This is a genomic window from Brenneria uluponensis, from assembly GCF_032395385.1.
Taxonomy (GTDB): Bacteria; Pseudomonadota; Gammaproteobacteria; order Enterobacterales; family Enterobacteriaceae; genus Prodigiosinella; species Prodigiosinella aquatilis.
Genome location: NZ_CP135917.1, coordinates 153700 through 175265 on the forward strand (window position 1 = coordinate 153700; position 21566 = coordinate 175265).

Here is a 21566-nt window from a genome sequence, read left to right on the forward strand (position 1 = left end):
TAATGTCTCAGCTAACCACGCCGTATCAGGATGGCTTTTCCATGCCAGCGGAATGGGCACCACATGAAGCGGTCTGGATGTTATGGCCGTACCGCCATGATAACTGGCGAACTCAAGGGGGGATAATCCCGGCCCAGCAGACTTTTGCGGTCGTTGCTGCCACGATTGCCCAGACCACGCCAGTGATAATGGGGGTGCCGCATGCCCATATGGCCGCCGCTAAACGCATTATGCCGGCCAGTGTCACATTGGTGGTGATGGAAAGTGACGATGCCTGGATGCGAGACACGGGTCCGACAATGGTGCTTAATCCGATGGGTGAGCGCCGCGGTGTTGACTGGCAGTTTAACGCCTGGGGTGGGGCGCTAGGCGGTCTGTATGAAGACTGGTGTCAGGATGAGAAAGTGGCGGAACAGGTGTTGGATTATCATCATGATGCGCGTTATCCCGCGCCACTGATTCTGGAAGGCGGTTCAATTCATACTGACGGTGAAGGTACGTTGTTGACCACGGCAGAGTGCCTGCTTAACCCAAACCGTAACCCAGACCTGAATAAGGAACAGATTGAACGACTGCTACGTGATTATGTGGGCGTATCGACGTTTATCTGGCTGGAAGAGGGTGTGTATAACGACGAGACAGATGGCCATATCGACAATATGTGCTGTTTTGTCCGTCCGGGGGAAGTGGCGCTGCACTGGACCGATGATGAAAATGATCCACAGTATCCCCGTTCAATGGCAGCTTATCAGGTGTTGTCTCAGGCTCGGGATGCGCAGGGTCGTCAGTTGAAAATCTGGAAGTTGCCAGCCCCGGGGCCGTTGTATGCCACGCAGGAAGAGACGGTGGGCGTCAGTGAAGGGAATGCCATTGAGCGTAATGCCGGATCACGACTGGCTGGGTCTTACGTTAATTTTCTCATCAGTAACCGTCAGGTCATTTATCCGTTGCTGGATGAGCGCACTGATGGCAGTGCTCATAAACTGTTACAGCAGATGTTTCCGGATTATCTGATCAGTGGCGTTTCGGCACGGGAAATTTTGCTTGGTGGTGGTAATATCCACTGCATCACTCAGCAGATTCCGGCAACAACTCGTTGAATCTCCATCATGCAAAAAGGCGCTTTTCAGGAATCGTGAGTTTGATGACAACGTGTCTATAGCGGTGATAATCGGGAGATTGTAAAGCGCTGCAAGTACTTCCTCGTAAGCTCAAGCCGCGCCATCCCAGGCGCGGATGCTTTACTCATCTCCCCCATTATCGCCTTCCTGATCCCCGTACATAGGTTGGATAGCCGCATATATTTCTCGACCCTATCGTTGCCATCTCCTTGAAAACTGGGGCTCATCCCAAGACGACTACATTGATTATAAATGGATTTCCACTTGTACGAGGTGACATCGTAGAACGATAAAAGGCCGGTCACAATGTGGCCGGCCTCTGTTCTTGGGATGGAAGCGTAAAGCAATTACTCAGACGTTTTTCGCTTCGGCTGCCGCTTTTACGATCACAGTAAATGCATCCGCTTTCAGTGACGCACCACCGACCAGCGCACCATCAATATCCGGCTGGGTAAAGAGTTCTGCTGCGTTAGCTGCATTAACAGAACCGCCATACTGAATAATAACCTGTTCAGCGATAGCCGCATCCTGTTTGGCAATATGGCCGCGGATGAATTTGTGTACTGCCTGTGCCTGTGCCGGAGTCGCTGATTTACCCGTGCCGATCGCCCATACTGGTTCGTAGGCAACCACGGTATTTTCAAACGCTTTCGCGCCCAGCGTATTCAGTACGGCGTCCAACTGACGGGCGCACACCGCTTCGGTTTGACCTGCTGCGTTTTCTGCTTCGGTTTCCCCGATACACAGAACAGGGATCAGTCCGGCTTCTTTCAGAACAGCGAATTTTCTGGCAATGAATTCATCACTTTCTTTGTGATAAGTCCGGCGTTCCGAGTGGCCGATGATGATGTATTTGGCACCGATATCTTTCAGCATGTCAGCTGATGTTTCGCCGGTAAACGCGCCTGAAAGGTTCACGTCAACATTCTGCGCGCCCAGTGCGATACGGCTACCGGACAGTTGATGTTTAGCCTGATCCAGGTAAATAGCCGGCGGGGCGATAGCAACGCCACAACCGACAACCGTGCTCAGTTCGTTACGCAGTGCGGTGATCAGTTCGTGAACCATATTGGTGCTACCGTTCAACTTCCAGTTGCCCATAACTAAGGGATGTCGCATTTTTTCCTCCAGGCGGATGGCGAGTTAATCAATATTTATGTGGCTGCCATTGGCAGTTCAACCTGACGACAGTATAGAGAGGAAACACCATCGTGGCTCTGTTTTTCGTCATTAATTACTGGGTCGATCACGATTCAGGTAGCGTTAGCTTAATCGGTTCAACAGCGAAAGTTATCCCCTTCTCACCATTATCTGCTACGACATAACGCAAGGCACCTTCCGTTTGCTGGTAGAACGGCTGACCTTTGCCTTTCTCCAGCAAGGTTTCTATCTTTTTTATGCTTTGTTCAGTTGTAACCGAAGGAACAAAGGTCCGCAGCAGCGCCGACATATACTCAATCGCCTGTTTACGACGTCTATCTTCGTCGGGGTCTTTCGGTTTGGGTAGCCAGGTGATCTGTAGCGTTTTGATTTTCCCTGTTCCTTTTTCCAGCGCAGTTGAGGAGTAGAGGTAATCGTTGATTTCGCTGGCTGCACGGGTCAGGGTAGGTAAGTTGTCACCCGTATCCACTACCCGGTATTCGCCGATGGGCAATGTCGGGTTGCTGAGATTATAGCGAGTACGAAACTGAACGATGGTCATATCGAACGTTGGTGCACCAGCCAGCAGGTAAGGTGCTGTAGTTGGTATTCTTTGCTGGAAAAGCAACACAGACCAAGCGCTGGTCGAAATGAAGAGCCAGGCAGAGAAGAAACAATATGCGACGATGGTTTTTTTCATAATGATATTGACCAGCTTATTTTACGTTAACCAGGGTAGTGCATGGCAGACAATATTTCTGATTAAAGCGGTATTCGTGAGCTGTTGTCAAAAATCGCATAAAAAACACAAGCCAATCTTTTCCTTAAGGTAAACTAGTGATCATAAAAACAGGTTTGGGATGGATCGCTGATGACGTTACAGCAGTGGTGTTTTTCATTTAGTGGCCGTATTGGCCGACGGGATTTCTGGTTGTGGGTGGCCATTTGGCTGGTACTCACTGTGGTGTTGTTTACTGTCGCTGGACAAGGCTGGCTGAGCACGCAAACGGCTGCATTCGCGTTGGTGGCACTATTGTGGCCGACGGCGGCGGTATTGGTAAAGCGGCTACATGATCGCAACAAAAGTGGTGGGTGGGCGTTGTTGCTGATTCTGGCCTGGCTACTGGGTAATGGTAACTGGAACATGCTACCAGCGTTGGGGCAGTGGGGGCTGGGGCGTTTTATACCGACGTTGATCGTCATCATGATGTTGCTTGATTGCGGTGCTTTCGTTGGTACGTCGGGAGAAAATCGCTTCGGGCCACAAGCAAGACCGTTGCGGCTCTGCTTCTGAGCGTTAACAGGGAAACGGTATCTGGCTCGTTCCCCCATTTGAAATTACCAGTAGTGTTCGCTGGTGATATGGCCGGGGCGACGTCGTAGATGCTTGCTCATCTGCCGTTCATCCTTCAGTAGTTGCTGAGTATCACGTACCATCTGTGGATTCCCACATAGCATAACATGGCTGGTTTGGGCATCAATGGATAGCCCGACGGCGTTCTCCAACATACCGTTGCTGATTAATGCCGGAACGCGGCCTGTCAGTGCCTCCGCCGTTTGCTCACGACTGACGACGGTCTGGATGCGCAGTTTATCGCCATAGTGTTGCCGAAGCTGCTGCATTAGCGGCAGATAACTTAAATCACGCGCGAAGCGGGCGGCATGCACCAGTACGATGTTTTTAAACCGCGCGACGTCTTTTCCTTCCTGCAGAATGGAGAGATAAGGGCCAATGGCGGTGCCGGTGGCCAGCATCCATAGCGTTTCGCATGGCGGAATTTCCTCCAATACGAAAAAACCAGCCGCTTCCTTCGTGACCATAACGTCATCTCCGGGTTGAAGCTGGTGCAGTCGAGGACTGAGTTTCCCTTCCGGTACATCGACCAGATAGAACTCCAGACTGTTGTCGCTGGGGGCGTTTACATAAGAATAAGCACGTTGTACGCGTTCACCATTGATTTCCAGCGCCAGTTTTGCAAACTGGCCGGCGGTGAAAGGATCAATCGGCGCATGCAGCCGAACGCTAAATAAATTTTCGGTCCAGTGTTCAACCTGAATAACCTTTCCGGTCACCCATTCAGCCATAATTCAATGCTCCTGTTTTGCACCCGCTCGACACCAAAAAGAAAAAACGCGCATCATGTGTGTTCATACCGAACCTGTTGTGATGGCTCAGACTTAAGATACGCCATCTTTTAACAACAGTGAAACAATCCGCGCGGCGGCATTACAACAGAAAATCGTGTAGTGCCTGATCTTTACGATCAAGATAATGTGTGGAACTGATGCGGCGTATTGTGCGTGATTTACCGCGGATCAGCAGGGTTTCCGTAGTGGCGATATTGCCGCGCCGTGAGATGCCGTCCAGTAAATCCCCTTTGGTGATGCCTGTCGCGGAAAAAATCACGTTGTCATTGCGGGCCATCTCATTGAGCGGAAGGACTTTCCCGGCTTCAATACCCATTTGGCGGCAGCGGACCAGCTCCTGTTCGCCAATACGGCGGTTTTCTGCTGTATCGCCTTTAACGTCATGACGCGCCAACAGGCGGCCTTGCATATCGCCACCCAGCGCCCGTATTACCGCGGCGGAAATGACGCCTTCCGGTGCACCACCGATGCCATATAACACATCGACTTCACTGTCTGGCATACACGTCAAGATGGATGCAGCAACATCACCGTCAGGAATAGCGAATACTTTCACGCCCAGACGCTGCATGTCAGCGATGATGCCATCATGGCGCGGTTTGGCCAGGATGATCACTGTCAGTTGGCTCAATGGTTTATTCAGTTTTTCTGCCACGCGGCGCAGGTTATCTTTCAGTGGGCAGTTCAGATCGATAATGCCTTTGGCTTCCGGGCCGACGATCAGCTTTTCCATGTACATGTCCGGCGCATGCAGGAATGACCCTTCTTCACCGACGGCCAGCACGGCCAGCGCGTTGGCCTGACCCATCGCGGTCATTCGTGTACCTTCAATAGGATCGACGGCGATATCGACCGCGTCACCTTGCCCACTTCCCACCCGTTCACCAATATAGAGCATCGGTGCCTCATCAATTTCGCCTTCGCCAATCACAATCTGGCCGTTGATGTTGATCTGATTGAGCATAATTCGCATGGCTTGTACGGCAGCGTTGTCGGCGGCATTTTTGTCGCCACGGCCCAACCATTTATAACCTGCCAGCGCTGCCGCTTCAGTGACGCGGGAAAACTCGATGGCTAATTCACGTTTCATGGATACCTGTCTGTTATCGAACACAATAAGGGGGAGGTGGGCGGCGATTTTAACACAGGAGGGAAGGCGAGAATAAACCAGAACAAGGGAAAAATGGGCGCGACGAGCGCGCCCGGACAGTTTTACTCTTCTTTGTCTTCCCAGGCGCGGGCACGTTCGACCGCTTTTTGCCAGCCGCGATAACGATAGTTACGCTCTACAGTTTCAATACCTGGACGGAATTCGTGCTCAATGGCGGCTTTGCTCTTCACTTCATCCAGATCGCTCCAGAAACCGGTCGCCAAGCCTGCCAGGAACGCTGCACCTAATGCCGTGACTTCACGAATAACCGGACGTTCTACGCGGGTGCCGAGAATATCGGACTGGAACTGCATCAGGAAGTTGTTGGTTACCGCGCCACCATCGACACGCAGGGATTTCAGGTGGGTATTGGCATCAGCCTGCATGGCATCCAGCACGTCACGAGTCTGATAGGCGATGGATTCCAGTGTAGCGCGGATAATATGGTTGGCATTTACGCCACGGGTCAGGCCAAAAATGGCACCACGAGCGTAGGGATCCCAATAGGGTGCGCCCAGGCCGGTGAATGCCGGGACCACATAAACACCATTGGTATCTTTTACTTTGGTAGCAAAGTATTCTGAGTCCGCAGCATCACTGATCAGCTTCAATTCATCACGCAGCCACTGAATGGCAGCGCCGCCAATAAACACAGCACCTTCCAACGCGTAGTTCACTTCTCCACGCGGACCGCAGGCGATGGTCGTCAACAAACCATGTTTTGATCTCACCGCTTCGGTACCGGTATTCATCAGCAGGAAGCAACCGGTGCCATAAGTGTTTTTCGCCATTCCTGATTGTACGCAAAGATGGCCGTATAGCGCCGCTTGCTGGTCACCAGCGATACCGGCGATAGGAATACGGGTACCGCCTTTACCGCCGATGTTGGTTTGGCCGTAGATCTCGGATGAGGCTTTGACTTCCGGCAGCATGGCGCGAGGGACATCCAGCGCTTGCAGCATTTTTTCGTCCCAGTTAAGGGTATGGATATTGAACATCATGGTGCGGGACGCGTTAGTGTAATCAGTAACATGGACGCGACCTTGAGTCATTTTCCAGATAAGCCAGGTATCCACCGTACCAAATAATAGCTCGCCACGTTTGGCGCGCTCACGGGATCCTTCGACATGGTCCAGAATCCATTTCACTTTGGTACCGGAAAAATAAGGGTCCACTACCAGGCCGGTGGTGGCGCGGATATATTCTTCTAACCCTTCTTTTTTCAGTTTTTCACAGATATCTGCCGAGCGTCGGCATTGCCAGACGATGGCGTTATAGATGGGTTTGCCGGTTTCTTTTTCCCAGACGATAGTGGTTTCACGCTGGTTGGTGATCCCGATACCGGCGACTTCGTCCGCGCTGATGCCCGCTTTAGCCAGCGCTTCCACCAAGGTGGAGCTTTGTGAGGCCCAGATTTCCATCGGGTCATGCTCAACCCAGCCTGCCTTTGGATAAATCTGTGGGAATTCGCGCTGAGATACACTGATGATATTGGCATCATGATCCATCACTACGGCGCGGGAGCTGGTTGTCCCCTGATCAAGGGCGACAATGTATTTCTTTTCCTGGTTCATAAAATTAATCCTGTTATGGTTTGCCGGGTACTAAATATCGCGAGTTTCAGTATGTGTCGCGGTGTCGTCGTCAATAACGCAGATTTCACAAGGCAAGTGGCGGCCAATCAAGGCTCGATAACCAAATGCACCCAGTATGGCACCGACAAGCGGGCCAAAAATCGGCACCAGAAAGTAAGGGATATCACGGGCTCCTGTGAAGGCGACTTTTCCCCAGCCAGCAACATAGGCAAACAGTTTAGGGCCAAAATCACGGGCTGGATTCAGGGCAAATCCGGTCAGTGGCCCCATGGACGCACCGATCACGGCAATTAAAATCCCGATCAGCAACGGAGCCAACGGGCCACGCGGGATACCATTACCATCATCCGTTAAGGCCAGAATCAGGCACATCAGAATGGCGGTGATCACCATTTCCACCAGGAATGCCTGCATTACAGAGATATGTGGATTGGGATAGGTGGAGAATATGCCAGCCAGATTCAGACTCTCTACGCTGCCTCGCACGATGTGGTGAGTTTGCTCAAAATCATAGAACAGATTGTAATACAAACCGTAGACCAGTGCGGCAGCGCAAAACGCACCGGCAACCTGAGACAGGATGTAGGGAATGACTTTGCGTTTGTCAAAACAGGCAAACAGCCACAGGGCGACAGTTACCGCCGGGTTGAGATGGGCACCGGAGACAGCGGCAGTCAGATAGATTGCCATTGCAACACCGAACCCCCATGTGATGCTGATTTCCCATTGTCCGAAATTGGCTCCAGCCAGTTTCAACGCCGCAACACAGCCAACGCCAAAGAAAATCAGCAGGCCAGTGCCTAAGAACTCTGCAATGCACTGGCCTTTTAATGTTGAACTTTCAGTTTGACTCATACACGTTTCCTACTTGTAAGGTACAGCGTGGTTATTATCAGCGGACACATAAATGTTATGTCCGTTGTCTTCTCTAAATGTACTTGTGATGTGAATTTATCGTTAATGTTCGAAAACGAGAAATATCGAAATCAAAATGTGTGTTGTACGTCAAAAAAATGAGCGTATTCGCTTATCGATATAGCATTTATTATCTTTTAGGCTTGGGGTGTGTTAACCAGAAGGTTAATTTTGTTAACATTCGTTTCCTTCAACGTCAAGGTGTGTGATTTTTGTCTTGCAGTGTTGATAGCCGCAGTCTGAAAAAAATGACAGACTTGCCGTTATGGGCGGATGTGAGCTAGACAGGCCAGAGTTGGCTACATACAATCCTTCTATGAAATTACGCCAATAACGCCTAATGAAATGGGTTCTAAGGGTGTGATAAGTGGACGCCACGGTTGTGATGGCGTGAAATTTCGCTATGAGCCAGTGTTAACCGGTTTATGCCTTGCGATGGAAAGGGGTTAGAAGTTATGTCATTTGAAGTATTTGAGAAACTGGAAGCGAAAGTTCAGCAGGCGATCGACACGATTACGCTATTGCAGATGGAAATTGAAGAGCTGAAAGAGCAGAACAATACATTGTCACAAGAGATTCAGGCTGCGGCAGGCAGTCGTGATGCGCTGATGCGCGAGAACGAACAACTACAGGAAGAGCAGAAAACATGGCAGGAACGTCTGCGTGCACTATTAGGTAAAATGGAAGACGTACAATAAATAATTTCTGAAAGGGCGATGTTATCGCCCTTTCCACTTTACGAGCGGGAAAGCGTCATCCGGATTACTCTATATCCAGCGGGTCTTCTGACAGAATGATGCCAGTATTATCGGCATAAAGGTGATCGCCAGAAAAGAAGGTCACACCGCCAAAATTGACGCGAATATCTGTTTCACCAATTCCTTCACTGGTTGCTCCCGCAGGCGTTGCTGCCATCGCCTGGATACCAATATCCAGTTCTGCCAGATCGTCTACCTGACGGACGGCGCCGTAAACCACGATGCCTTCCCATTCATTTTGTGTCGCCAAACGGGCCAGTTCAGCGTTGATCAATGAGCGACGCACTGAGCCGCCGCCATCAATCAACAGTATGCGTCCACTGCCGTTTTCTTCAAGCAAGTCGTAAAGCAGGCCGTTATCCTCAAAACATTTCACCGTGGTGATTTTGCCACCAAATGAACTACGCCCGCCAAAATTGGAGAAAAGAGGTTCAACAACGTTCACCTCTTCATGATAGATATCACACAGTTCGGAAGTATCGTATTTCATAGGATTTACGTCAGGTTGCGGCTGGAATAGTGAGTATATCCCTTTCTAACAGAAATTGGCAAAACCATCAGGTGTCATCTTGACCAGTATCAGTAAAACGGGAGATGATTTTGTTCCTCAGCTGCGGTAGTTAACTCAGCATTACGCCCACAGCGAACAACAAATTGGTGAGCAACGCCCCTTTGACGGTTTTCTCCAGCATTGGGCGCATACTGAACGCTGTTGTTTCCCGCAGTACATAACACGCCTGGTGGATCAGTAGCGGCAACGTTAGGATAAATAGCCAGCCAGCCAGGCTGTGTAGGTAGAACAAAGCAAACAATGCCAGGCACGCCGGTGCCGTCATCAGTAATAACATGTGATAACAGCGAGCTTTCTTGGCACCAAGTCGTACCGCCAACGTGTTCTTGCCGTTCATCCGATCATTATCTATATCGCGCAGATTATTAATATTTAACACTGCCGTTGCCAATAGGCCGCAAGCGGTGGCGGGCAGGATAACGATGCTGTTGAAATGACCGGTTTGCAGATAGTACGACCCTGCCACACTGAGCCAGCCAAAAAAAATCAGTACGGAAATATCGCCCAACCCAATATAGCCGTAAGGTCTATTCCCGACCGTATAAGTGATGGCGGCCAGAATCGCCAGGCAGCCCAGCGACAGGAATACGACAATATCAATCGGTTTTTCGCAGGCCAGCGTCACCAGTGCGATGCCAGAGACGATGGTTAACAATATGGTGAGAATCAGTGCGTTTCGCAGTTCAGTCAACGAGATCATACCCGTCTGAATTCCACGTAGTGGCCCGATTCGAGCTTCGGTATCACTGCCCTTGATCGCATCGCCATAGTCATTCGCCAGGTTTGAGAGGATTTGCAATAATCCGGCAGTCAGCAATGCCAACAGCGCTATACCAGGTTTGAAACTGCTATGCCAACTGGCAATGGCCGAGCCGGTAACGATGGAGGCGAAAGCCAATGGCAATGTCTTGGGACGTAAACTGTCCAGCCATGCCTGGGTTTTGCTGCTATGTATCAATGAGGTCATAGTGTGCTTCAGTTCAGGGAAAATTATGTTTGATAATGGTACCGAAAACACAAATGGGAGGCGCTGGCCTCCCACTCTTTAGTTATCAGGACGATCCGTAAATCCAGATTATAAAATAAATCGGCTCAGATCTTCATCTGCTACTAGCTCATCAAGGTGACTACGTACATAATCTGCATCAATAGTCACGGTTTCGCCACTCATTTCGCTAGCATCGTAAGAAACTTCTTCGATTAGTCGTTCCAGTACGGTGTGAAGACGGCGCGCACCGATGTTTTCAGTACGTTCATTGACCTGCCAGGCAGCCTCAGCGATATGGCGGATACCTTCCGGTGTAAACTCGATGTTTACGCCTTCAGTAGCCATCAGCGCTTTATATTGCTGTGTCAATGATGCGCTGGGTTCAGTCAGAATGCGCTCAAAATCCTCGGTTGTCAGTGCCTGTAATTCCACGCGGATGGGTAGACGACCCTGTAGTTCCGGAATCAAATCGGACGGGCTGGATACCTGAAATGCGCCAGAGGCAATGAACAGGATATGGTCAGTTTTCACCATGCCGTGCTTGGTGGAAACGGTACACCCTTCCACCAGTGGCAGTAGGTCGCGCTGAACACCTTCACGGGAGACATCAGGGCCAGACGTTTCACCACGTTTGCAGATTTTATCAATCTCGTCGATAAATACGATACCGTGCTGCTCTACGGATTCAATCGCCTGTTGTTTCAGCTCTTCTGGATTGACTAGTTTAGCGGCTTCTTCTTCTACCAGCAGTTTAAAGGCTTCCTTGATTTTTACTTTACGGGTTTTCTGCTTTTGGCCCGCTAGATTCTGGAACATGGATTGTAACTGGTTAGTCATCTCCTCCATACCTGGAGGTGCCATGATTTCCACACCAACCGGCGCTGCAGCCAGGTCAACTTCAATCTCTTTATCGTCCAACTGACCTTCACGCAGTTTTTTGCGGAAAGCCTGACGGGCCGCTGAAGGCTCGTGGTTTTCTTCCGCCTGTCCCCAGTTGTTTTTGGCCGGGGGCAGTAATGCGTCGAGAACACGTTCTTCAGCCAATTCTTCAGCACGGTGACGATTTCTCTCTATTGAGTGCTGGCGTACCATTTTGATGGCTGAATCGGCCAGATCGCGGATAATGGAATCCACTTCTTTACCGACATAACCCACTTCGGTAAATTTTGTCGCTTCAACTTTGATAAAAGGTGCATTGGCCAGCTTGGCGAGTCGACGGGCAATTTCTGTTTTACCTACCCCAGTCGGTCCGATCATCAGGATGTTTTTAGGTGTAACTTCATGGCGCAGGTTCTCTTCCAGTTGCATACGGCGCCAGCGGTTACGCAGGGCAATTGCTACAGCACGCTTCGCGTTGTGCTGGCCAATGATGTAGCTATCAAGCTCACTGACTATTTCGCGCGGGGTCATTTCAGACATAGTGGATCCTTACGCCTTGGAGGCTAATTCTTCAATCGTGTGGAACTGGTTGGTATAGATACAGATATCACCGGCAATACCCAAAGATTTTTCAACAATCTCCCGTGCGCTTAATTCTGTATTTTCCAGCAAGGCGCGTGCAGCGGACTGTGCATATGGTCCACCGGAGCCGATGGCAATCAGATCATTTTCTGGCTGCACTACATCACCGTTACCGGTAATAATCAATGAGGCGTTTTCGTCCGCTACAGCCAGCAATGCTTCCAGACGGCGTAGCATGCGATCAGTACGCCAGTCTTTGGCTAATTCCACTGCCGCTTTTACCAAATGTCCCTGATGCAGTTCCAGCTTCCGTTCAAATAACTCGAACAGAGTGAAAGCATCAGCGGTACCACCGGCAAATCCAGCAATAACCCGGTCATTATACAAACGGCGTACTTTGCGCACATTCCCCTTCATGACCGTGTTGCCTAATGTGGCCTGGCCATCTCCGCCAATGACGACCTGCCCATTGCGGCGTACGCTTACGATTGTTGTCACGCGTAAATCCCCGTTACTTACTGATAAAAAGACCCCCGCGTGCCGCGGGGCATATTGCTGATAAAGATGGGGGGAAGGGGGAGGGTTTTCAACCCCCGTTAGCTAACAGGATGCAGTTGGTGTGGCCCATACCTTTAAGCCGAAGCGCCATTTTATTGGCGTTGGTGCGGTTATTATAAGGCCCCAAAATAATCCGGTTCCAGCCTCCGCTGCTGGTGATGTGGCTTTCTATTCCGGAAAATGCCAGTTCAGCCCGCACAGATTCAGCAGGCTCCGTGGTTTTGAATGAACCACACTGTACAATCCAGAGTTGTGCTTTTTTCTGCTTACTGCCATCGACCTTTTCTGGTTCATTTTTCGCTATTTTCGGCTTGGCAATTTCTGGCTTCGTCGGTGAGGGCGCCACTGTTGATACTCGGGGTACTACGGTCGGTGGTACAACCGCTTGTGGCTTGATGAAAACCTGTGAGCGGGGGACTTGCGTTTCGTTATACGGTACTTCCGACAGTGGCGTCGGTTGGTTGCGCATATCCGACTGTATCTGCTCCAGTAATTGGCGCTGTTCTTGCGTCAGCTCACCTGTTGTCTCGACATTCCCACCTGCTGAAGGTTCCGTTGGTGTTGTTACACCGATACGACGATTTTCCAGCTCTTTGATATAACGCCAGCGTTCTTCCGGTTTTGGTGGTAGTCCGTTACCTTTGCCTGTCTGATGCGGTAACACCGGAGACTCACCCGGTTTATTATGGACGATGAAATATAACCCTCCCGCAAAGGTGACAAGCACTGCTGCGGCCAGCGCGATCATAACCTTGGAGGTACCGGAACTACTACCTTTTCTCCGGTTGGATGTCTTTTTCCGACGCGTTACCGAGCGCCCACGGCTGACATAGTCTCTTTGTGCCACTATCGTTTCGCTGTGCAATAAAAAAAGTAACAGGCCGCCATGTTACTGAACCCTCAAATGTTTGACCAGCACATGAAGTCTTAAAGCCGGTTATGTGTGGAATTAGGCGGGGAGGTACTTTCCCGAATGACCAACTCACTAGCCAGCAGACGTGATCCACTCTGGACAGAATGACCATATAACTGCTCCAGCAACAATAGCGTAGCTTCACGCCCGATGTCATAGCGTGGTTGAGCTACAGTGGTGAGTGGCGGAAAGCAGTAACTGGCCTGAGTAATATCATCAAACCCCACCAATGAGAGATCTCGGGGAATATCCAACCCCACTCTTCTGGCCTGGGACAATACTCCCAACGCCATGATGTCGCTATGGCAAAAAATAGCACTGGGAGGCGCTGGATGCGACATTAGCGTGGTCAATCCCTTCATACCGGTTTCATAAGTGAAGTCGCCTCGCACTATGTACTGGTTATCGATGGTTAACCCACAGCGACGCAATGCCTGGATATAGCCTTGTAAACGGTACTGGCTCTGTGGCAGATGTTCTGGTCCGGCAATACATGCGATTCGTTGATGTCCCAACTGATGGAGATAATGCACCGCATCGAACGCCGCTGTCAGATTATCAATATGCACTGTCGGTAATTCCAGCTCGGGAGCAAATTCGTTGGCCATTACCATTGGTGGAAGATTGCGTTGTTCAGCTTTACTGACATCAAACGGCAGGTCAGAGCCCAGTAGTAACATACCGTCAATCTGTTTGGTGATAATCAGGTCGAAAAAAGTTTTATCGTTTTGACGCTGATGGGCGCAGTCACCAATCAGTACCAGGTAACCACGTTCAGTCGCAGTTTCTTCGATGCCTCTCAATATTTCCGAGAAGAAAGGGTCACATATGTCGGGCACAATCGCCAGAAGGGTTCTGGATTCATTACGCTTGAGATTGCGGGTAATCGAATGAGGAGAATAGCCCACCGACAGTACGGCCTGTTCCACTTTTTGCCGGGTTGGGGCAGATACTTTTTCCGGGCTCATCAACGCCCGAGATACAGTGGCTGTAGAAACCCCTGCCATATCCGCAACGTCCTTCATGGTCGCTGTGGTGTTTTCTCTCTTTTGCTCCAACGCTTTTCTCCTTGCATCAGCGTCAACTGGCGCCGTAGCTTTGGCTACCGTTCGCTTTTGATAGAGAGGCGTCGGGAGCCGCTTAAAAACAGGATATTTCTGTCACTGTGCTGTTCAGCATACTGCCATCACCAACACTCTTAACAGATTGGGAGCAACATTTGTGGCTTAATTTGCTGGCAAGATGTGATGAATGTCAGTTTTTTGGAGGCAGTTCGCAATAAATCCCAGTCAAACGGTGTGAGATCTCAATGTTCTTTAACCGCATCCTGTTAGCTGTCTGTTGGGTCAACATCCAGTATCCATTTCACCTTTCGCGTCTGTGGAAGTGTGTCGATCAAGGCCAGTGAATTTCGGAGCAATTGCTGTAGACGAGCGCGGGATGGATGCTGAAGCAGTAGTTGCCAGCGAAAGCGACCCGCTCGTTTGGGTTGCAGTGCGGGAACGGGTCCCATCAGCCAGAGGGCATCATCCCGTAGTGGGCTGGCTTCCAGCAGATTGCGTAGTTGTTGCAGGAACAGCGTGGCCTGTTGATTATCATGATCCTCTGCCCGGAACAGGACATGGCTGGTAAACGGCGGTAGGAAAACGCTCTGACGTTCTTTCAGCGTCTGGTTAGCAAAGTCGTCATACCCTTGTTGCAGCAACGTCTGCAATAGCGGGTGTTCTGGATGATGAGTCTGAAGAATCACTTCCCCTGCTTTGCCAGCGCGACCAGCGCGACCGGATACCTGCGTATAAAGCTGGGCGAAGCGTTCTGCGGCTCGAAAATCAGCGGAAAACAGTGAACTGTCTACATCCAGTAGCACGACCAGTGTGACATCCGGGAAATGGTGGCCCTTGGCCAGCATCTGTGTCCCGATGAGTATCCGTGCCCCGCCTTGCCTTACCTGTGCCAGTTGTTGTTCCAGCGAACCTTTGCGGCTGGTGGTGTCCCGATCAATGCGGGTAATGGGGGTCTGGGGAAACAAGGCAGGTAGTGCCTGCTCCAACTGCTCGGTGCCTAGCCCTACAGGAACCAGATGTGTAGAGCCGCAGTGAGGACACTGTGGTGGCACCGGACGTTGGCTGTCACAGTGATGGCAACGCAATATTTGCTGATGTTGGTGCAATGTATAGTAGTGATCGCAGCGTTGACACTCGGCAATCCAACCACATTCATGACACATCACCACTGGGGCAAAACCGCGTCGGTTCAAAAACAGAATCACCTGATTATCATTATTCAAGTGATGATGGATGCGGTTGATCAATGGTTGGGACAAGCCGGTAGTCAACGGCAACCCTTTCAGATCGAGTATATGCTGTTGCGCCAGTCGTGCATTACCTGCGCGTTTACTGAGTCGGAGCTGACGATATTTGCCAATCTGTACGTTATATAAGGTTTCCAGCGCCGGAGTGGCGGAACCCATGACAATAGGAATGTCTTCTTCCCGGGCACGAAATACCGCCAGATCGCGAGCATGATAGCGCCACCCCTCCTGCTGTTTATAAGAGCCATCGTGTTCTTCATCGATCACAATCAGCCCCAGTCGGGCAAATGGCGTGAACAGCGCGGAGCGAGTACCGATGACAATAGCCGCTTCGCCGTTTTTGGCCCGCAACCAGACAGCAAGGCGTTCACTGTCATTCAGCCCGGAATGCAGAGCTTCTACCGGTGCAGTAAAACGGTCTTTAAAGCGGGCGATGGTTTGTGGCGTCAGGCCGATTTCCGGCACCAGTATCAGAGCTTGTTTGCCTTGCGCCAGTATATTTTCCAGCACGCTGAGATACACTTCGGTTTTGCCGGATCCTGTAATCCCCGCCAGTAACCAGGCGGAAAAATGGTTGTCTTCGCTGCGTATCGCGCCTACGGCGGTGGCCTGCTCCGTATTCAGCTTTAATCGTTCACCGATGATGCTGAATTCGCTACGCCAGTCGGAGAGTTCTCGGGAAAGGGGTCTCAGGTCGCACAGGCTTTTGCTGCGCAATGCCTGTAAAGCGGTTTCGGTTAGTGCTGACTCACTGACCTGATGACGGTAAAGTGGAGCATGTAGTAAGGCGGCTAGCGCCTGTTGCTGTTTAGGGGCTCGTTTCAGTGATGCCAGTGGCATTGCCCGCCCTTGTTCTGTTGCGAACCACTGCCAAAGCGGTGCGGTGTGGGCCGGTTTACCCTGACGCAGTATAATTGGCAGGGCATGAAACAGAACTTCGCCGATGGGGTAATGATAATAATCCACGGCCCACAGCAGAATGCGCCACAGGCTGGCAGGGAAAAGTGGTTCGTCATCCAGAACTTCTCGCACGACCTTGAGCTGATCCAACGGCAGTTCGCTGCTGTTGTTCAGTGTGGTAATAATGCCAATCATTTTACGGTTGCCAAAGGGCACGCTGACACGCATACCCGGCACCGGGCACAACCCTTCGGGTAATCGATAATCGAATGTACGTGCCAGCGGCACGGGCAGGGCGACCTGAACGACAGGCATGACAACTCCGTCTGGGTAATAAGCGTTGTTATTCTTCATGCTGTGCGGTTCCTGTTTCAGGATAGGCGCAGCACGCAAGAAATGTTCTGGCAGTAGTGTACATGGTGTGAATGATTCTGTGTCGATGTGATTGCATCAGCTGACTAATTTCTGTATGATTCGCCGCCTTTATACCTCGTGGTATAATGATATTTTACTCAACTTCGTGTGGTGTCTGGCGGAATAGGGCTGGATAGCGACACGGCCTTAAACAGAGGTTTCCCATGAAACAAGGTATTCACCCGAATTATGCTGAAGTTACCGCTACCTGCTCTTGCGGTAATGTTATCAAAGTCCGTTCTACAGCGGGTCATGATCTGAATCTGGACGTATGTGGCGAATGCCATCCGTTCTATACCGGCAAACAACGCGTGGTTGATACCGGTGGTCGTGTTGAGCGTTTCAACAAACGTTTCAGCGTACCGGGCGCCAAAAAATAAGCTTCACCGGTTAGACAACGTTCAGCTGGACGAAAATAAAGGCATCCTTGGATGCCTTTATTGTTGTTGAATCCCACATCAATAGATGATCAGTACTCCCAGGTATCGGGGTTGATCCCCATTTCGCGCATGATTATTTTGGCTGCTTCCGGAATTTCATCACTGCGCTCTTTACGCAGATCTTCATCATTCGGTAAGGGTTGGCCGGTAAAAGCATGCAGAAACGCTTCACAGAGTAACTCGCTGTTAGTCGCGTGACGCAGGTTGTTTACCTGACGACGCGTTCGCTCGTCAGTTAGTATTTTCAATACTTTCAATGGGATAGAAACTGTGATTTTTTTTACTTGCTCACTTTTCTTACCGTGTTCAGCGTATGGGCTTACGTATTCGCCATTCCACTCAGCCATGGGATACCTTAAAAATTGATCGTGGTGAAGACAGATACTGTCGCGTAATACCATAATTCTAGCGATTATTATAGGGATGCTCAATCTATACGCAAAGAAGTTTAGAAGTCTAGATGTATTGACGTCTATAATGTCTGCGTTTACTCTTGATATTCTTCACTCAGTCTTCAGTCAGGAAAAGCACCAATGACGCGTAAACAGGCTACTATCACAGTTCGTAGTGGGTTAAATAATGACGAGCAGTTTGGTTGTGTCGTTCCTCCCATTCACCTTTCCAGCACTTACAATTTTACCGGTTTTAATCAGCCTCGAGCGCATGACTACTCTCGTCGGGGGAACCCAACGCGTGATGTTGTGCAGCGGGCGTTGGCAGAACTGGAAGGGGGGGCCGGTTCTGTGATGACGAACACCGGTATGTCGGCGATTTTTCTGGTCTGTACGGTATTTTTACGCCCCGGCGACCTGCTGGTGGCTCCTCATGATTGTTATGGCGGTAGTTACCGGCTGTTTGAAAGTCTAAGCAAGCGGGGTGTATTCCGCGTGAAATTTGTCGATCAGGGTGATGATTCGGCGCTGAAGTCTGCTTTGGCCGAAAAACCGAAGCTGGTGCTGGTGGAGAGCCCCAGTAATCCACTGCTGCGTGTGGTGGATATTGCGGCCATTTGTCAGTCGGCGCGCAAAGCGGGCGCTGTCAGTGTAGTGGATAACACCTTCCTCAGTCCGGTGTTGCAAAATCCACTGCAATTGGGTGCCGATCTGGTGATTCATTCTTGTACCAAGTATTTGAACGGGCACTCTGACGTTGTTGCTGGAGCGGTGATTGCCAAGGACCCTGAAGTGGCTACCGAACTGGCGTGGTGGGCGAATAATATCGGTGTTACCGGTGCGGCGTTTGATAGTTACCTGCTATTGCGCGGTTTGCGCACGTTGTCGCCGCGTATGGCCGCAGCCCAGAAAAATGCGCAACAAATTGTGGCGTATTTGCAGGATCAACCGCTAGTGAAAAAGCTGTATTATCCCTCTCTGCCGCAACACCCTGGACACGACATCGCCTGCCGTCAACAGTCCGGCTTTGGCGCGATGTTAAGTTTTGAACTGGATGGTGATGAAGACGCTTTGCGTCGTTTCCTCTCATCGTTGGAGTTGTTTACGTTGGCGGAATCGTTGGGGGGTGTTGAAAGCCTGATTTCTCATGCAGCTACCATGACTCACGCGGGCATGTCTCCAGAGGCGCGTGCCGCTGCCGGGATATCAGACACACTGCTGCGCATTTCGGTAGGTATTGAAGACGGTGATGATTTGGTTGCCGATCTGGAACAGGCGTTTCAAGCTGTAACCACGAGGTAAAAATGAGTGCTTTAGGGATAGCGGGGGCCGTCACTGGGCGGCAACTGCATAAATTTGGCGGTAGTAGTCTCGCTGATGTGAAATGTTATCAGCGTGTCGCCGGTATTATGGCGGAGTACAGCCGTCCCGGTGATTTGATGGTGGTTTCCGCTGCGGGTAGCACCACTAATCAGCTGATTAGCTGGTTGAAGTTTAGTCAGGTCGACCGTATTTCCGCCCACCAGATTCAGCAGGTATTACGCCGTTATCAGAGCGATTTGATTACCGGGTTATTACCGGCGGAGAGTGCAGATCTATTGACGGCGGAGTTTATTCACGATCTGGAACGTTTGGCTGCACTGTTGGATGGAAAGATCACCGATGCGGTGTATGCCGAAGTGGTTGGACATGGTGAAATCTGGTCAGCGCGTCTGATGTCAGCTGTACTCAATCAGAAAGAGATGTCTGCTTCCTGGCTGGACGCGCGCCAATTCCTGCGAGCAGAGCGTGCGGCTCAGCCTCAGGTGGATGAAGGTCAATCCTGGCCACTGCTACAGCAGCTATTGGCACAACATGCTGATCAGCGTTTGGTTGTCACTGGTTTTATCTGCCGGAATAAAGCTGAGGAAACGGTACTATTGGGCCGTAATGGCAGTGATTATTCTGCGACCCAGATTGGTGCATTGGCTGGTGTTGAGCGTGTCACTATCTGGAGTGATGTTGCCGGGGTATACAGTGCTGATCCGCGCAAAGTGAAAGATGCCTGCCTGCTGCCGCTACTGCGGCTGGATGAGGCCAGTGAATTGGCGCGACTGGCGGCACCAGTGCTGCATACCCGCACATTACAGCCGGTTTCGGGTAGTGATATTGATCTGCAGTTGCGTTGCAGCTATCAACCGGAGCAAGGGTCTACCCGCATTGAGCGAGTGCTGGCTTCCGGTACAGGTGCCAAAATCGTTACCAGCCATGATGACGTGTGCCTGATTGAAGTGAAAATCCCGGAAGAACACGATTTTCAACGGGTGCAAAAAGACGTGGAGCAATTGCTGAAACGGGCGCAGATAAAACCTCTGGCGACAGGTGTGCATCAGGATCGTAGCTTGCTACAGCTTTGTTATACCTCTGAAGTGGTGGAGAGTGCCTGGCAGACATTGGAGCAGGCCGCATTGCCGGTACAGCTTGGCTTGCGTGAAGGCTTGGCATTGGTGGCGATGGTTGGTGCTGGTGTCGGTAAGAATCCGCTGCACAGCCACCGTTTCTATCAGCAGTTAAAAGATCAACCGATCGAGTTTATCTGGCAGGCTGAGGATGATATCAGTCTGGTCGCCGTGTTGCGTGTCGGTCCGACGGAACATGTGGTGCGTGGCCTGCATCATTCTTTGTTCCGGGCTGAAAAGCGTATCGGGCTAGTGCTGTTTGGTAAGGGGAATATTGGTTCCCGTTGGCTTGAACTGTTTTCCCGCGAGCAAAGCCTCATTTCGGCTCGTACCGGATTTGAATTTATTCTGGCCGGCGTGGTGGACAGTACCCGTAGCCTGCTGAATTATGATGGACTGGATGCCAGTCGTGTGCTGGCTTTTTTTGACGAGGATGCAAAGGAACACGACGGCGAGGATCTGTTCCTGTGGATGCGTGCACACCCGTATGATGACCTGGTAGTGCTGGATGTCACAGCCAGTCCGGCGGTTGCTGATCTCTATCTGGATTTTGCCAGTTATGGTTTCCACGTTATCAGCGCCAACAAACTGGCGGGCGCTTCCGGTGGTGATAATTATCGTCAAATCCGGGATGCGTTTGCCAAAACTGGCCGTTACTGGTTGTATAACGCCACGGTAGGCGCTGGTTTGCCCGTAAACTATGCAGTACGGGATTTACGCGAAAGTGGCGACAGTATCCTGGCTATCAGTGGTATTTTTTCCGGCACCTTATCCTGGTTGTTTTTGCAATTTGATGGCACGGTGCCATTTACCGAACTGGTGGATCAAGCCTGGCAGCAGGGATTAACGGAACCGGATCCCCGGGTTGATCTTTCTGGTCAGGATGTCATGCGTAAGCTGGTGATTCTGGCGCGTGAAGCGGGATACGAAATCGAACCAACACAGGTCCGCGTTGAGTCTCTAGTGCCTGCAGGATGTGAAAACAGCTCGGTCGACCAGTTTTTTGAGGACGGTGAGTCGCTGAATCAACAGATGGAACAGCGACTGGAAGCGGCAAATGAAATGGGACTGGTGCTGCGTTATGTGGCCCGTTTTGACGCCCATGGCAAAGCCCGTGTCGGGGTGGAAGCCGTCAGACCGGATCATCCATTGGCAGCACTGCTGCCGTGTGATAACGTTTTTGCCATTGAAAGCCGCTGGTATCGTGATAATCCGTTGGTCATTCGTGGGCCGGGAGCCGGACGGGATGTTACCGCAGGGGCTATCCAGTCTGATTTAAATCGTTTAGCCCAGTTGTTGTAATACGCTTTTACGATCCCCTTATTATCGATAGCCGCTATATACACTTTGTCA

At 50.9% G+C, this 21566-nt stretch carries 20 protein-coding genes; 6 read left to right on the top strand and 14 right to left on the bottom strand.

Translation table 11 applies throughout. From position 1 onward, the window contains the following. Positions 1-2: 2 nt before the first annotated feature. The gene (aguA, locus tag RS889_RS00785) at positions 3-1100 is read left to right on the top strand and encodes an agmatine deiminase (RefSeq protein ID WP_315709016.1); all 1098 of its coding nucleotides are present in this window, start codon (positions 3-5) and stop codon (positions 1098-1100) included. A gap of 372 nt (positions 1101-1472) precedes the next feature. Here the strand turns inward: aguA and tpiA are convergent, their stop codons facing one another. Next, on the bottom strand, positions 1473-2240 hold the full coding sequence (tpiA, locus tag RS889_RS00790) for a triose-phosphate isomerase (RefSeq protein WP_021013576.1): 768 nt from the start codon (positions 2238-2240) through the stop codon (positions 1473-1475). 127 nt (positions 2241-2367) lie between these two features. After that, positions 2368-2961 carry a DUF1454 family protein gene (locus tag RS889_RS00795; protein ID WP_315709017.1) on the bottom strand — a complete coding sequence of 198 codons (594 nt, stop codon included), beginning with the start codon at positions 2959-2961 and terminating at the stop codon, positions 2368-2370. A gap of 171 nt (positions 2962-3132) precedes the next feature. Between RS889_RS00795 and RS889_RS00800 the strand changes: the two genes are divergently transcribed. Beyond that, positions 3133-3555, top strand: coding sequence for a DUF805 domain-containing protein (locus RS889_RS00800; RefSeq protein WP_021013574.1), 423 nt, complete (start codon positions 3133-3135; stop codon positions 3553-3555). Positions 3556-3599: 44 nt separating this feature from the next. On the opposite strand, the gene fpr is transcribed toward RS889_RS00800, so the two are convergent. The 4 genes from fpr to RS889_RS00820 form a co-directional block, all read right to left on the bottom strand. After that, on the bottom strand, positions 3600-4346 hold the full coding sequence (fpr, locus tag RS889_RS00805; RefSeq protein WP_315709018.1) for a ferredoxin--NADP(+) reductase: 747 nt from the start codon (positions 4344-4346) through the stop codon (positions 3600-3602). A gap of 142 nt (positions 4347-4488) precedes the next feature. Next, positions 4489-5499 carry a class II fructose-bisphosphatase gene (gene glpX, locus RS889_RS00810; protein WP_021013572.1) on the bottom strand — a complete coding sequence of 337 codons (1011 nt, stop codon included), beginning with the start codon at positions 5497-5499 and terminating at the stop codon, positions 4489-4491. A 122-nt stretch (positions 5500-5621) separates the two neighbouring features. Continuing rightward, entirely contained in the window at positions 5622-7133 is a 1512-nt protein-coding gene (gene glpK, locus RS889_RS00815) for a glycerol kinase GlpK (protein WP_315709019.1), read from the bottom strand. Between the two features lie 30 nt (positions 7134-7163). After that, complete coding sequence (locus RS889_RS00820; protein WP_315709020.1) at positions 7164-8009, bottom strand: MIP/aquaporin family protein; 846 nt, start codon at positions 8007-8009, stop codon at positions 7164-7166. 515 nt (positions 8010-8524) lie between these two features. Between RS889_RS00820 and zapB the strand changes: the two genes are divergently transcribed. Further along, positions 8525-8767 (top strand): cell division protein ZapB, encoded by a 243-nt coding sequence (zapB, locus tag RS889_RS00825; RefSeq protein ID WP_290180934.1) that lies wholly within the window; start codon positions 8525-8527, stop codon positions 8765-8767. A gap of 64 nt (positions 8768-8831) precedes the next feature. Here zapB and rraA read toward each other — a convergent pair whose 3' ends face one another. From rraA to priA, 7 genes are all read right to left on the bottom strand, one after another. Continuing rightward, positions 8832-9317, bottom strand: coding sequence for a ribonuclease E activity regulator RraA (gene rraA, locus RS889_RS00830; protein ID WP_315709021.1), 486 nt, complete (start codon positions 9315-9317; stop codon positions 8832-8834). 130 nt (positions 9318-9447) lie between these two features. Then, complete coding sequence (locus tag RS889_RS00835; protein ID WP_021013567.1) at positions 9448-10365, bottom strand: 1,4-dihydroxy-2-naphthoate polyprenyltransferase; 918 nt, start codon at positions 10363-10365, stop codon at positions 9448-9450. Between the two features lie 108 nt (positions 10366-10473). Then, positions 10474-11805, bottom strand: coding sequence for an ATP-dependent protease ATPase subunit HslU (gene hslU, locus RS889_RS00840; protein ID WP_315709022.1), 1332 nt, complete (start codon positions 11803-11805; stop codon positions 10474-10476). Between the two features lie 9 nt (positions 11806-11814). Then, on the bottom strand, positions 11815-12345 hold the full coding sequence (gene hslV / locus RS889_RS00845; RefSeq protein WP_021013565.1) for an ATP-dependent protease subunit HslV: 531 nt from the start codon (positions 12343-12345) through the stop codon (positions 11815-11817). Between the two features lie 88 nt (positions 12346-12433). Continuing rightward, on the bottom strand, positions 12434-13252 hold the full coding sequence (ftsN, locus tag RS889_RS00850) for a cell division protein FtsN (RefSeq protein WP_315709023.1): 819 nt from the start codon (positions 13250-13252) through the stop codon (positions 12434-12436). 80 nt (positions 13253-13332) lie between these two features. Further along, a complete protein-coding gene (gene cytR, locus RS889_RS00855) occupies positions 13333-14376 on the bottom strand; it encodes a DNA-binding transcriptional regulator CytR (RefSeq protein ID WP_315709024.1) in 1044 nt (347 codons plus the stop codon). A gap of 272 nt (positions 14377-14648) precedes the next feature. Continuing rightward, positions 14649-16844, bottom strand: a complete 2196-nt coding sequence (gene priA, locus RS889_RS00860; RefSeq protein ID WP_315711186.1) for a primosomal protein N' — start codon at positions 16842-16844, stop codon at positions 14649-14651. Positions 16845-17107: 263 nt separating this feature from the next. On the opposite strand from priA, the gene rpmE reads away from it, so the two are divergent. Next, the gene (gene rpmE / locus RS889_RS00865; RefSeq protein WP_021013561.1) at positions 17108-17323 is read left to right on the top strand and encodes a 50S ribosomal protein L31; all 216 of its coding nucleotides are present in this window, start codon (positions 17108-17110) and stop codon (positions 17321-17323) included. 89 nt (positions 17324-17412) lie between these two features. Here the strand turns inward: rpmE and metJ are convergent, their stop codons facing one another. Beyond that, complete coding sequence (metJ, locus tag RS889_RS00870) at positions 17413-17730, bottom strand: met regulon transcriptional regulator MetJ (RefSeq protein WP_021013560.1); 318 nt, start codon at positions 17728-17730, stop codon at positions 17413-17415. Positions 17731-17916: 186 nt separating this feature from the next. On the opposite strand from metJ, the gene metB reads away from it, so the two are divergent. Both metB and RS889_RS00880 read left to right on the top strand, forming a co-directional pair. After that, positions 17917-19077 (top strand): cystathionine gamma-synthase, encoded by a 1161-nt coding sequence (metB, locus tag RS889_RS00875; protein ID WP_315709025.1) that lies wholly within the window; start codon positions 17917-17919, stop codon positions 19075-19077. Between the two features lie 2 nt (positions 19078-19079). Further along, a complete protein-coding gene (locus RS889_RS00880) occupies positions 19080-21515 on the top strand; it encodes a bifunctional aspartate kinase/homoserine dehydrogenase II (RefSeq protein ID WP_315709026.1) in 2436 nt (811 codons plus the stop codon). Positions 21516-21566: the final 51 nt, after the last annotated feature.